Genomic DNA, 13474 nt, shown 5'->3' with positions numbered 1-13474 from the left:
GGTGAGCCTCGGGCAGGTGATGGGCATGGGTGAGCCGGCGGTCGAGCACCTGCGGATCCGGCTGGCCGATCTGCACCGGGCGCTGCGCGCCGCCGTCGAGCGGCAGGCGCGGATCGCCGCGCGGCTCACGCGGCCGGACCTCACGCCGTACTGCGTGACCGACGAACAGGTCGGCGTCCTCCTCGACGAGGTGCACGACCTGACCGAGGCGATGGCGGGATCGTACGCACCGGCGCGACCCGAGCCGGAGGCCGAACGCCTGCTCAGGCGACGCGCGTCCGCCGAGGGCGGCACCCTGCCGCTGGACGCGCTCGCCACCAGGTTCGGGCTGACCCGTGCCGACCAGGATGCGTTGCTCCTGGTGGCCGCGCCCGAACTGGACCGCGGATACGAGCGGATCTACGCCTACATCGTGGACAACCTGAACCGGCGGCTGCCGAGTGTTGAACTGCTTGTCACGGTGGGTGCGTTGGGTGCGTCGGGTGCGGTGGGCGGCTGGGGCAGCTTGGGCGGGTTGGGCGCGGAGGTCTCGGGTTCCTCGGTGGGCTCGGGGATCGTGGGGGGTGCCGAAGAGGTCGGGGGCGCGGGGGATGCCGAAGACGTGGGGATCGCGGCGGATACCGGACACGTGGAGGGCGAGAGGGATGCCGGAGACGCGGCCGGCGCGGCGGCCCGGCTCGCTCTGCGCCGTACCCTCGGACCGACCGGACCCCTCCGCCGGTACGGCCTGCTGCGCGCCCACGGCGAGGCCCCGGTCGAGCTCGCCCAGGAACTGGTCCTCGGGCCCGGTGTGTTGGAGTTCCTGCTGGGGTGGGGCGGCGACGTCGGTCTGCTCGGCCACGACCCCGGCGAGGTGGTGGAGCCGGAACCCCGCGTGCTCTCCTCGTATTTGTCCTCGGACCACCTCACCCGCCTCGGCCGAGCGCTGGGTTGCGGCGACATCGACCTCGCCGGGCTGTGGGGAAGCCCGCCGGACGGCCAGTTGGACGCCGTACAGGCACTCGCCCGGGCGGCGGGAGCACCGCTGCGGCGGCTGACCGCGGATCCCGGGACGGATCTGCGTACGGCGGCCGCGCTGGGCGCGGTGCTGTGGATCCCCACCGACGACCTGCACGGCGGCGAACCACACAGCGGGCAGGCCGAGTTGGTGGCGGCGGCGCTGCTCCGCTCCCGCGTACCGGTGTGCCTGACCGGCCTCAAGCCTTGGCGCCCGGCGGGACTACTGGCCGCCCGCGCGTACGCCGAACTCACGGTCCCCGCACCGGGGTTGGGAGACCGCCGTGCCATGTGGTCGGCGGCACTACCGGACTTGGACGGCCCGTTGCTCGAAGACCTCGCAGCCCGCTACCGGATGAGCGGCGGGGAACTACGTGCCGTGGCAGCGGTGGCCGGCGCCGGCGCACGCCTCGCCGGCAACGGCCGCCCGGAACCGGTCTCCGACCACGTGGAGCCCGCCATCGTCACCGTCACGCGCGGGCGCAGTGGCAGTGGCGTCCAGTCGATCGTGCCCCGGCGCACCGTCGAGGACCTGGTCCTGCCGGACGCCCAGTTGAACCAGATCCTGGAGATCGCCTCGGCCTTCCGCGCCTGGCCCCGGATCGCAGAGACTTGGGGCTTCGCGCACCGCACGGCGCACGGCGGGGTGAAGGCGCTGTTCACGGGCGAGCCCGGCACGGGCAAGACGATGTCCGCGGAGATCGTCACCGGCATGCTGGGCCTGGAACTGCTGAAGGTGGACCTCGCCCAGGTCGTGTCGAAGTGGGTGGGGGAGACGGAGAAGAACATGGAGGCGGCGTTCCGGCAGGCAGAGGAGAGCCACGCGGTACTGCTCTTCGACGAGGCCGATTCCCTGTTCGGCAAGCGCGGCGAGGTGAAACACGGCACGGACCGCTACGCCAACCTCGAAGTCGGCTACCTCCTGCAACGCCTGGAGGCGAGCGAGGGCCTGGTCATCCTGACGAGCAACCTCAAGGACAACATCGACCCGGCGTTCACCCGCCGCTTCCACTTCGTCGTCCACTTCCCCCGCCCGGCAGCGCCGGAACGCCGCCGCCTGTGGCGCCTGGCCTTCCCTCCACAGGCCCCCCTGGCCCCCGACATGGACCTGGAGATCCTGGCCCGCCTGGACATGACCGGCGCGGGCATCACGGCAGCGGCCCGCACCGCCGCACTGGCGGCGGCGGACGCCGACAGCACTACGATCGGGATGCGCCACGTGGTACGAGGCGTGGCCCGCCAATTCCAACGAGAAGCCCGCCTCCTCCGCCCGGCCGAACTAGGCCCCCACGCCCACCTGCTCGACGACGGATCCCAGGGGTGACACGGATGCTGCCTACTGAACCGCCGCTCTCACTGCACCGGTTGGTGGCACCTGTGCCACCGGCGAGGGTCCAGGACGCCGGGGCGGCCACGCGCCCATGCACGCCAGCGGCCCTGGCAACCGCGCACGTGAGCAACGCGACGATGGCCCAGGCGGTGCATCATCTGTCGCCGGTGACGCCCATGCCGCTGGCAGGGCAGGACCAGACGGGTAATGCGGCGGTGGCCAAAGCGGCACTGCATGCGGTGCCGATCGTGCCCGTGGCCCTGAAAGCTGACGGCACACGCGGTCGGTGAATTGATATCGGCCAGCGCTCGATCGAACGCCCACGTGAGTTTTGGTGCGCCAGGCTTCCTCTGGCCGAGCACCAACGACGACTAAACCTGAATCAATCGCAGTTTATCGGTGGCGCAGAATTCTCCCGGCGAAGTTTCCCTCACCATCCGCCAAGAGGTAAGAAAACTGAGCGCGTCATCGAGGCCGTTCTGCCGGACGAGGTCGGCGTCGCTGGTGCGATCGCGCACCGTCTCGGGATCCCGGCTACGAACGGCTCTCTCCTTGAGAGTGTTGAGCAGGATCTCTCGCAGGTCGTCTTCTTTCAATGGCCCAGGTTCACGACTCAGCGTCCACGCCAACGTACGTGCGATGCGAGGCCAGTCGGGCACGGTGAGGACGCGAACAGTACGGCCGGAGTCAACTGTGTCTCGCAGCGCTACCGTAAGATCATTTGCCCTGGACAGGGCGAGGTCTTGATCCGTTCTGAGATCCAGGGAAAGTCGTTTGCCGAGCACGGTAAGCGCCACCGCGCCCATGGCCATGTGCTTGGGGCTAGCATTCCCTTTCCCATGGGCCAGTGCCTGCTGTAGATCGTCACTCAGTGCAGACTCGAGTATGACCAAAACGTTTTGCACTTCTACCCGTTGAATTTCCAGATCTTGGCTCAGCTCTGCTTCGTGAGGTGGTAGCAGGGACGCATCTCTTAGCGATCGATGGAACGTCGACCACAATGGCTCGCCGCGAATGATCCTGAACAGGGCTGCGTCGTTGCTGTCGAAGAGCTGTAGCTCCATTGCTTACCTCGGTTTGATCACTGCTCGGACAGCGATACGGTTGGGTGGCGGGTTGAAGATGTCGGGAACGAGTTCTTGAACCTGGACATTCAATTCGGCTCCACCGTAAATCTCACGGGCTCGTCGGTAGGTCCACGTCGCCCTTGCGGCCTCGGCCGGATCGTCGGTGGTCCTTCGAGCCTTAAGATAGGCCTCCAGGTTAGCAGAGAGGTCGGAACGACCACCTCGTGCGTACCACTCGAACCTGCCCCATTCTCCCACCACGGCTTGGTACTCCGTATGGAAATGCTTGGCGGCCAACCGGAACATGACGGTACCGACGCCCTTGATGTTTGCCTTTTCGATCGACGGGTTGATGAAGAGGTCGAATGCCAGTGCCTCGACCGGATCTGCCGTGGGAGGCACTGCCACTGCCTGAACATATGCCCAGCCAAGAGAGCCCCCGGATTTCCCTCCTCGCTGCACCCCCTCCACCTTGGCGATCGGGTCGCAGTGCAGGCCGAAGTAGTGCATGTGCAGAGTTCTGCCCTTTCCTAGCTCCACGACCTCTTTGACGTCGATCCGGTAGCCGTTGGGGAGGTTGGCCAGTCTTCGGAAGATACCGATGGCCTTCTTGCGGCCGGGCTGGTTCTGTCTGATCCGATCAAATACGGCGGCTATCGCCGCCTCATTGCGCAAACTGGCGCGAGCGGCTGCCAGTATGGCCCGTCTCTCTTCAACGGAGGTCTTTCCGTCATCGGTCAGTCTAAGTTCTTCGTCTGTTGCATCCGGAACGTCCCGCTCCTCCTGCGGATTGATCGCGCCGCGCAGATGCCACACGTCCTCCCGATGGAAACCTTCCAGTGTCAGGAGACGGTGTCGATTCTTAATTTTGGCCAGGGCCGTCTTGACGGTGCTGGGTGACGCTTGATCCTTCAGACGCTTCACGGCGGATACCGCCGCATCCATACCCTTTCGCAAGCGCCGTGAGAGGTCCTGTTCCTTCTTCTTGTCCTTCTTGGAGCGCTTACCTGGGCGTTTCCCCTTCCGTACGGGCTTGGTTCTCGGCCTGCTCCTGTCGCTCTTTACGGGCCTGTCGGGACGGGGCCGATCCTTGTCCGGCCTGGGCTTTTTCTTGGCGAACCCCGACTTGATCTTCGCCCAAAGCCTCTTCACCAACCCCACGATCTTCTCGATCACCCAGTCCACCGCCCGCCCGACCGGCTTGGAAAGGGCCTGGACGATCTGCTTGACCTTGGCCGCGATGCCGCCGATGCCCAGGAGGGAGGCGAGGAAGCCGAGCAGGACGGGGACGGCGCGGGCCAGGGCGTTTTCGATCAGGGCCGGTACGCCTCCGCTGCCGCCCCGGGCGATCGCGATGACCGCGTCGAGGACGGCGTTGACGAAGTCGAAGATCTGACGCGCCTGCGTGACCACGAACTTGACGATGTCGATGATCAGTTTCACCGCGCGTACGAACGCCGACGCGGGGTTGAGCAGCGAGAGCACCCACATGATCCCGGCCTGGATGATCGTGGGCGTCACATACGCGATGACCTTGTCGAGCAGGTCCTTCTTCATGTCGCCGACGCGGGTCTTGAGGTCGTCCCACATCCCAGCGACACCCCGCTTGCGGACCTCGGCGACCAGCGGCACCGCAGTCTCCGCCGCCGCGATCGCCGGTTCCATCTTCGGAACCTTGCGTACGACCCGCGCGCGGATGTTCTGCCAGGTCAGCCCCAGCAGAGACGCGAGCATCTGCACGATGCCCTGCGTGTCGAACTTCGCCGGCAGTTGGATGCCCGCCTCGGACGTCTTGCCCAACAGCCAGGACATGATGCCCTGTTGCAGATGCTTCCCGATATTCCACAGGAACTGCTTGAGACCCGCGCCGACGGCGGTCACCAGGTTGCGCAGGAAGCCGATCGGGTCCTTGAGGATCAGCATCACCGCCTGCGCGGCCTTGGCCAGCACCGACAGAAGCAGATTCTTCAGCTCCATGATCGTGTTGATCACGGCCTTGACCGCGTCCACGGCCTTGGCCACGAGCCCCTTGTTCTTCTCCTTCTCCGCGGCGATCTCGTCGTCCACGGACTTGAGGGCATCGGTGTACTTCGTGGCCAGCGTGTCGACCAGTTCGGTCCCCTTGTCGTCCACGGACTGGGTGAGCTCGTCGAATTTGTCGGTGAACTCGGCCGCCGCCTCCCGGCCGATGGAGCGCAGATCGGCGGGGAGCTTCTCCACCGCGTCCCGCATCTCGGTCCGGCCCTGCGCGATGCGCTTCTTGGCCCGGTTCAGCTCCGCGCCGATGGTGTCGGCCACATCGGAGATGACCTGCCGCATCTGACGTACGTAGTGGTCGCGGGCCACCTCGAAGATCTTGTCGGCCTCGGCGGGCAGCCCCGCGAACAGGTCCCGCACCCAGCGCAGTTTGCCCGTCGCACCTGAATACCGCCGGTCCTTGTACTCCTCCATCCCCCGTTTGTGCTCCGCCGTGAACGCGTCCCGCGCCTGCTTCTCACCCCTGCCGAACTGGTCGTCGACCAGCTTGTCGAGACCGTCCAGCGTGCCCTGGACGTCCTTCTGCATCCGGTCGAAGACACCCTGGAGGAGCGTGGTGACCTGGGCCCTCTTCTCCTCGTCCCGGCCCTTGGCGCCGCCCTTGCCCTTGTCGACCCGCTGTCCGGTCGACACCCGCTGCGCGCCCATCGAACCCATCGCCGCGGTACCGAGCCGCTTCGCCTGCGCGGTGGCCGCGTTGAGCTCCTTCTGCTCGTGCCCGCGCATCTTGCCGGGGGCCACCGCGGAGTGCTGCTCGGCGACCTTCTTCTCGCCCACGGCCTTCTTGAACGTGGGCTCGTTGGACTTCTCCAACTGCCCTTCGGTGACCTGCGCGTCCGCCATCCTCTGATTGACCTCGGCGGGCCCGGCGGACAGATCGGTGGCCGACGGCGGCAGCCTGTCCGGCACGGCATTCGCGGGCGCCGGTGCACCCGGGGCCCCGGGCGGCCGGTCCGCGGCCATCGGTACGACCTTCTTGGGTACGGCCGCGGAGGTGTCCGGCGGGGCCGCGGTCGTCGTGGCGATCTGTTGCGCCGAATCCGACTTGCCCTCGCCGACCTTGCCGTCCACCTCCGCCCGGACCTCGTCGGCCTTGCCGGACTCGGCGAACTTGTCCGCCTCGTCGAGGTTCTTGGGCGCCTTGTCGGCGATCGCCTTCTCGACCGCCCTGATGAAGGCGTCCTTGTCGAACTCCTTGGGCTGCGCCTCGTTCATCTTCTCGGCGTTGGCGGTCTTGCCCTGTGCCTCGGCATCGTCCTTCGGCGGAAGTGCCGCGTCCTGCGCCGCACCCGCCTCGGTCCGCGGCGGTGGATGCGAGGCAGCCAGCGTCCGCTTCTTGTGCGCCACGTCCTTCTTCAGCTTCGCGAACTTCGGGTCCGCGTTCGGCCCGGGCCGCGATGTGACGTCCTGCGCGGCACCAGAGGCACCGGGGGCAGAGGCAGCGCCCGCCGAAGGTGCCGTCTCCACCGCATCCGGCGCTGCCGGCACAGCGGCGGCCGGAGCGGGGGCGGTCGGAGCAGGGGCCGCCGCGAGAGTGGCCGATCCAGCGGCGAGCGGAGTACCGACGACCGGCCGAGCAGCCCCGGTTCCACCACGACCGGCCGCCGCCACGGCGCTGTTGCCGAACATGTCCTGCGCGGCAGGCGGCAGTCGACCCGGGAAGGGCGGGGTCGGCGCGGGCCCGCGTCCGCCTGCCAGAACGGCCGTCACCGCCGCGTTGGACGACGGCGACGGAGTACGGGAGGGACCGGGTGTCTCCGACGACCGGTCCGTCGAGGTCGTGAGCACTGTCGTCGACGCCTTCGGCCGCAGCCCGAGAGCCTTCGGCGCTGGCATCGGACGGAACCCCTCCCACGGCTGGCAGTGGCGACAGGAACTGGGCGTCCAGGGGACACTCCGACGCAGTGTGCCAACCGGGGCGTGACGAGACCGTCACCTCCGTATCCCCGAAGCGTCTCCAGCAAGCAAGCAAGCAAGCAAGCAAGCCAGCCAGCAAGCAAGCAAGCCAGCAGGCAAGCGCGGTGCAGGCCGCAGCCAGCCCCGGATGTCGAGACCTCCGCCACGGCCCAAGAGCCTCATCGCGGCGATGGAAGCCGACCAGGCGGCTCGACGCCGAACGCGACAACCGGTAGGTGCAATCGGCGCCGTCCGGAGAGCGGGCGCGGTGACCGGCACGGCCGCGTGCCGACAGGGCCCTAGCCGGCCAGTCCGCGCAGCAGCGTGTCCACCGTCCGCTCGATCCAGTCCTCCTCGATGGGCTGGCGAATGAGCAGCGCCCTGAAGTGCAGCGGCGCGACCAGCAGTTCGAGGGCGAGCTGGTGATCGGTGTCGGCTGCCAGCTCGCGGCGGTCGACTGCGCGGTCGACGATGACTCGGACGGCGTCGTAGCGGGCCTGCCAGAACTGGGCGCGGCTTTCCGCCAGTTGGGGATCCTCCTCGGCCGCGGCCATCGCATGGGCCAGTGCTGCGCCGAGGGGGGTGTTCAGGTAGGCCGCGATCAGTCGGGCCAGCGCGACCATGTCGTCCCGGAGGGTTCCGGTGTCGGGGGCCGGGAGCTGTTCCTGGCTGTAGGTCAGCAGGGCGTCCAGGATCAGGTTCTGCGGAGTGCCCCAGCGCCGCTGGATCGAGGTGGCGTGGACGCCCGACCGTCGGGCGATCTCGCTCACCGTCAAGCCGCTCGTGCCGTTCTCGGCGAGCGCTTCCAGGGTCGACCGCAGGACATCGGCGCGGACCCGCGCGGACCGGCCGCCCGGACGGCGTGACGCCTCTGCCTGGTCGCTCGTCTCGTTCTTGCTCACGGCATCACGTTAACGCACGAATCTTGCGTTTGTGTCCGGGTGAGCGTAGCGTCCACTAACGCAGGATATCTGCGTTAGCGACTCTGTCGTGGAGAGTATGGGTCGCGGAAGGAACGGAAGGAGCCGTCATGCCCTATCAATGGCCGCTGGACGCATCGGAGCTCTTCGGTGAGCGGTATCCGCAGATGGTCAACACGGGACTCCCGGCGGCCGACGTCGACGCCGTGCGTGCCGCGGTCACCGAGATGTGGGCGGACGCTCCGGGCGGCTGGGTCCATGAGTGGTCGAAGCTGGCAGCGGCCTACGCCGACGCGGGATCGCATGAGAAGGCGGCGCTGGCCTACGGATGGGCGAAGTTCCCCACCCTGGCCGACGAGAGCAAACGCGTCGCGCTCGCCAAGCAGCTTGAGCAGTACCGGCTCGCCGCTCCCGGCTTCGGGGCGCGGTTCGACCGGTACGTGCTGGAACTGCCGTACCGAGGAGGCACGACCAGTACCCCGGTCCATCTCTTCACCCCCTTCGACCTTCCCGCCGACCGGCCGGTGGTGCTCGCCAGTGGTGGCGTGGACAGCTGGAAGATGGATGTGCACGGGCTGATGGTGCTCCTCGCGACCCAACTGCGGGCCCGGGTGCTGGTGTTCGACATCGCGGGCACCGGCGAATCGACGGTGCCGATGACCGGTTCCGGCGGCGCGGAGATGGTCAGCGGGCTGATCGAGCACGCGCGGTCGCTGGGCAATGGCATGGTGGCGCACGTCGGCATCTCGATGGGCGGGTATTTCTCGGCCCGATCGGGTCTCGGCGGTGAGGTCGACGCCGCCGTGGTGCTGGGCGGGCCGGTCGAATCGGCGTTCACCGACGCGCGCAAGGACGCCTTCGGGATGGACGGGATCCTCGGCAATGCGATGGGCTTCGACGCGCCGCCCACCCCTGAGCAACTGGTCGCGGGCAGGGCCGAGTTCTCCCTGCGTCCGCTGCTCGACCAGGACCGCAACGGCCCCATGCTGGTGGTCAACGGCGCCGACGACGTCCATGTGCCCCAGCACGACACCCTGGTGTTCCAGGGCCGCCGCGACACCGTCGTGAACCTCGTTCCCGACACCGGGCACTGCGCGGTGAGCAAGCTGCCCGAGGTGTTCCCTACGATCATCAGCTGGCTGGACCGCACCATGGCCGCCGGCTGAACCGCTGCGGAGGTTACGAAGGCGGTGCTGTCTGCTTCTCCGGACGGCGCCGCCCGGCCGTCTCGCCGGCCTCGCGCTGAAGCTCGGCCACGCGGGCAAGGGCCGTCTTGAACGCGGCGTACTCCTGTGTGCCCAGGGCTTCGGAGTGGCGGTCCTCGATCGCGCGCATGATGGCGGCGGCGGCCTCCATCTGGAGCAGGCCGCGCTCGGTGGGGTGGATCAGTTTGGCGCGGCGGTCGGCCGGGTCCGGCTTGCGCTCGACGTACCCCAGGCGTTCGAGGTCGTCGATCAGGGTGCCGACGACCTGCTTGTGCTGACCGGAGGCGAGGGCGAGCTCGCTGGCGCGGATCCCGTCGACCCGCAGGTGGGCCAGGATGGCGCCGGTGCGTGGCGCGATGTCGTCGAACCCCCGCTCGGCGAGCGCGGTGAAGAGCTCGCGCTGGACGGAGAGCAGGACGTCGGCGGCGAGCACGCCGAGGTCCTGCTCCGCGGCCCGATGCCTGGTCAACTCCCGCTCCGCTCTCCTCGATCGACTGCTGTCGCCTTGTGTGATCCCCGATTCTAATCGGCTGCCCGTCGGCGCTTGCGCTGTCGCCGGGCCGTGATCTATCTTCAAGTAGTCACTAATATTGACTATCAAGATTAGTGACTAACTAGTCGGTAGCTGGATCCCAGAGGGAGCGGAAGATGAGTGAGCAGAGCAGGTTCCTGGAGCCGATCACCCGGCAGAACGCCGCGGTGGTACTGGTCGATCACCAGGTCGGACTCCTGTCCGGTGTCCGGGACATCCCGGTCGGCGAGCTCAAGCACAACGTGGTGGCGTTGGCGCGGGCGGCGACGGCGCTGGACATCCCGCTGGTGGTGACCACGACCGCCGCAGACAGCATGTGGGGGCCGACCTTCCCCGAACTGGCCGAGGCGCTGCCGGCCGGGCAGAAGATCATCGACCGCAGCACGGTCAACGCCTGGCACGACGGCCGGGTCCGCGAAGCCGTCGAGGCCACCGGGCGACGCAAGCTGATCTTCGCCGGCGTCTCTCTCGAAGTGTGCGCGGCTTTGCCCGCGCTCGCCGCGACGGCCGCCGGACACGACGCGTACGTCGCCGTCGACGCCTCGGGCACCTTCAGCCGGACCAAGCGCGAGACGGGCCTGCTGCGCATGCAGCAGGCGGGCGTCGTCGTCAGCGACTACGCCACCCTCATCGTCGAGGCCCTGGCCGACAACGCCCTCCCCGAGGCGGGTCCGGTCTACGCCGCACTCGACATGCCGTTCGCGGTCCTGGTCGGCCAGATCGCCGCGGCGCACGACGCGTAGCGGCTTCCCCGTGTCGGCAAGGAATCCCGGGTGAGCCGCCCGTGGCTCACCCGGCGTCGATGACGACGGCCTTCACCTGGGTCCAGTCCTCCAGACAGTCCGGGCCCAAGGACGGCCGAACCCGCTGTTCTTGTAGCCGCCGAAGGGCGACCTCGACTTCAGCTTCGGCACGTTCGGGTTCCCGCCCCTCGCCGCCCAGGTCGGCGCGTTCCAGACCCCGGCCGAGGGTGTCCCGGGCCGCCTGTCCTAGAGCCAGTCCCGCCGCTTGAAGATCACGTACAAACTCACGCAAACCACCCCCATCAGCCCGATCGCGAAGGGGTATCCGAAGCTCCAGCCCAACTCAGGCATGTCCTCGAAGTTCATCCCGTAGATCGTCCCCACCAGCGTCGGAGCGAACAGGATCGCCGCCCAAGAAGAGATCTTCTTGATCTCCTCGTTCTGCTCGAAGCCCGCCTCCGCCAACGCCCGCATCTCCGCGTTCTGTTGCTGGGTGACCAGGGTCGCGTTCACCGTGAGGATGTCGGAGAGGGCCTGGCGGAAGACGTCCACGCGTTCGCTGGTGTGGGTGACGTGGTCGGCGACGTCGCGGAGGTAGCGCTGGAGTTCCTCGTCGGTGTCGTACTTGGAGAAGCCGGCGATCAGGCCGTGCAGCATGCCGACCAGGGGGCGGGTGGCGCGCTGGAACTCGACCATCTCGCGGGAGAGTTCGTAGATGCGGCGGGAGACCGCCGGGTCGCCGCGGAAGACCTCCGTCTCGATCTCGTCGATGTCGTTCTGCACGCCGGAGACGACGGGCGCGTAGCCGTCGACGACCGCGTCGAGGATGGCGTAGAGGACCGCCTCGGGGCCGAGCTTCAGCAACTCCGGCGTTTCCTCCATGCGTTGGCGCACCGCCGAGAGGTCGGGGGCCGCGCCGTGCCGGACCGTGATCACGAAGTCGGGGCCGACGAACACGTGCAGTTCGCCGAAGTCGACCTCCTCCAGCGCGTCCAGATAGCGCGCGGCCCGCAGGACGACGAAGAGGGTGTCGCCGTAGCGCTCCAGCTTGGGGCGCTGGTGTGCCTCCATCGCGTCCTCGACCGCGAGCGGGTGGAGGTCGAACTCGGCGGCGAGGGAGAGGAGTTCGCCCTCCGTCGGGCGGGCCAGGCCGATCCACGCCATGCCGGACGGCTGCTCCCGCAGTTCGCGGAAGGTGTCCGCCAGGGAGTCCGGGGCCGAGACGCGTACGCCGTCGCGGTACAGGGCGGCCTGGACGATGCTGTCCACCTCGGCCGGGTCCTGGGGCGCCGGTTCGGCCGGCGCGGGCGACGGATCCGCCTCGGGCGGCTGCGGCGGGGTCAAGGCCCGGCGCCAGGCCGACTTCACGGGGTTCCTGGAGGCGGGACGGGCGCGTCTCTCGGACATACGGCTGCCTCTCGGGGTCGAGCCCGCGGCTGCGGGACGCGGGACGCGGGACGCGGGGCCCGGGGCAGGTCGGGCCGGGACAGGACGGGCCAGGACGGGCCAGGACAGGCGTTGATCACCGGCAGGATATACGGGGCATACGGCGCCCGGGTGGCCCGCGGATCCGGATTCGGTGAGAGTTGCGGACCGTAGCTGTCCGCGATCGCCGTTAGCGTGCGGGGTATGACGAAGACGACAGGGACGGCCGCGGCGACGGCTCCCGTACTCGGCATCCGTGAGCTCAACCGCGCGACCCTCGACCGGCAGCTCCTGCTGCGCCCCGCCCGGCTCGGTGCCGCGGCCGCCGTCGAGCACCTCCTCGGGCTCCAGGCCCAGAACGTCAAGCCGCCGTACTACGCCCTCGCCGCCCGCCTCGACGGGTTCGCCCCCGAGGAGCTCTCCGGGCTGATGGCCGACCGCGAGGTCGTCCGCATCGTCACCATGCGCTCGACCATCCACACCCACACCGCCGACGACTGCCTCACCCTGCGCCCGCTCGTCCAGGCGGCCCGCGAGCGCGAACTCACCATGTTCCGCAAGGGACTTGTCGGCGTCGACCTCGACCGCTTGGCCGCCCTCGCCCGCGACCTCGTCGAGACCGAGCCGCGCACCCTGAAGCAGTTGCGCGAGGCGCTGCTCGTCGAGTGGCCGGACGCCGACCCGCAGGCCCTCGGTATCGCCGCCCGCTGCCGGCTCCCGCTCGTCCAGGTCACCCCGCGCGGACTGTGGGGCAGCAGCGGCCAGGTCGCCCTCACCACCGCCGAGCACTGGCTGGGCCGCCCCGCCGAACCGGCGCCCGCCCCGGACGCCACCGTGCTGCGCTACCTCGCCGCCTTCGGCCCCGCCTCCGTCAAGGACATGCAGACCTGGGCGGGCCTGACCCGGCTGCGGGAGGTCTTCGAACGCCTCCGTCCGCAGCTCGTCACCTTCCGCGACCCGAACGGCGTCGAGCTGTTCGACCTCCCCGACGCCCCGCGCCCCGACGCCGACACCCCGGCCCCGCCGCGCTTCCTCCCCGAGTTCGACAACCTGCTCCTCTCCCACGCCGACCGCACCCGCGTCGTACCGCCCGAGTACCGGGGCCGCAGCTGGCTGGGCAACTTCGCCTACTCCACCTTCCTCGTCGACGGCTTCCTCGCCGGCGTGTGGAAGCTGACCGAGGACGCGCTCGTCGTCGAGCCCTTCGGCAAATTGACCAAGGCGCAGCAGGCGGACGTGGTCGAGGAAGGCGCGCGGATGCTCGGCATCATGCATCCGGGGACGTCGTACGACATCCGGTTCGGGACCGTCGTAGGACAGTGA

General features: G+C 68.8%; 10 protein-coding genes. 5 read left to right on the top strand and 5 right to left on the bottom strand.

Annotation, left to right across the window (positions count from 1 at the left end; genetic code table 11):
- The first annotated feature begins 25 nt into the window (after nt 1–25).
- The gene (locus tag ACWDR3_RS15940) at nt 26–2320 is read left to right on the top strand and encodes an ATP-binding protein (RefSeq protein ID WP_450353074.1); all 2295 of its coding nucleotides are present in this window, start codon (nt 26–28) and stop codon (nt 2318–2320) included.
- 128 nt (nt 2321–2448) lie between these two features.
- Nucleotides 2449–2616 (top strand): hypothetical protein, encoded by a 168-nt coding sequence (locus ACWDR3_RS15935; RefSeq protein WP_450353073.1) that lies wholly within the window; start codon nt 2449–2451, stop codon nt 2614–2616.
- 81 nt (nt 2617–2697) lie between these two features.
- On the opposite strand, the gene ACWDR3_RS15930 is transcribed toward ACWDR3_RS15935, so the two are convergent.
- The 3 genes from ACWDR3_RS15930 to ACWDR3_RS15920 all read right to left on the bottom strand — a co-directional run bounded on the left by ACWDR3_RS15930 (nt 2698) and on the right by ACWDR3_RS15920 (nt 8228).
- Complete coding sequence (locus ACWDR3_RS15930) at nt 2698–3390, bottom strand: hypothetical protein (RefSeq protein WP_450353072.1); 693 nt, start codon at nt 3388–3390, stop codon at nt 2698–2700.
- 3 nt (nt 3391–3393) lie between these two features.
- Complete coding sequence (locus ACWDR3_RS15925; protein WP_450353071.1) at nt 3394–7041, bottom strand: phage tail protein; 3648 nt, start codon at nt 7039–7041, stop codon at nt 3394–3396.
- Nucleotides 7042–7625: 584 nt separating this feature from the next.
- Nucleotides 7626–8228, bottom strand: a complete 603-nt coding sequence (locus ACWDR3_RS15920) for a TetR-like C-terminal domain-containing protein (protein WP_450353070.1) — start codon at nt 8226–8228, stop codon at nt 7626–7628.
- A 128-nt stretch (nt 8229–8356) separates the two neighbouring features.
- Here ACWDR3_RS15920 and ACWDR3_RS15915 point away from each other — a divergent pair, with 128 nt between their 5' ends.
- Entirely contained in the window at nt 8357–9412 is a 1056-nt protein-coding gene (locus tag ACWDR3_RS15915; protein ID WP_450353069.1) for an alpha/beta hydrolase, read from the top strand.
- Between the two features lie 13 nt (nt 9413–9425).
- Here the strand turns inward: ACWDR3_RS15915 and ACWDR3_RS15910 are convergent, their stop codons facing one another.
- Complete coding sequence (locus tag ACWDR3_RS15910) at nt 9426–9920, bottom strand: MarR family winged helix-turn-helix transcriptional regulator (protein WP_450353068.1); 495 nt, start codon at nt 9918–9920, stop codon at nt 9426–9428.
- A gap of 179 nt (nt 9921–10099) precedes the next feature.
- Here ACWDR3_RS15910 and ACWDR3_RS15905 point away from each other — a divergent pair, with 179 nt between their 5' ends.
- Nucleotides 10100–10726, top strand: coding sequence for an isochorismatase family protein (locus tag ACWDR3_RS15905; RefSeq protein ID WP_450353067.1), 627 nt, complete (start codon nt 10100–10102; stop codon nt 10724–10726).
- Between the two features lie 246 nt (nt 10727–10972).
- Here the strand turns inward: ACWDR3_RS15905 and ACWDR3_RS15900 are convergent, their stop codons facing one another.
- On the bottom strand, nt 10973–12133 hold the full coding sequence (locus tag ACWDR3_RS15900) for a magnesium and cobalt transport protein CorA (RefSeq protein ID WP_450353066.1): 1161 nt from the start codon (nt 12131–12133) through the stop codon (nt 10973–10975).
- 222 nt (nt 12134–12355) lie between these two features.
- Here ACWDR3_RS15900 and ACWDR3_RS15895 point away from each other — a divergent pair, with 222 nt between their 5' ends.
- Entirely contained in the window at nt 12356–13474 is a 1119-nt protein-coding gene (locus ACWDR3_RS15895; protein ID WP_450353065.1) for a winged helix DNA-binding domain-containing protein, read from the top strand.

Source organism: Streptomyces sp. NPDC001002 (assembly GCF_053599215.1).
Note: the sequence above shows the minus strand (reverse complement) of the source record. Positions and strands in the feature narration are given on the sequence as shown.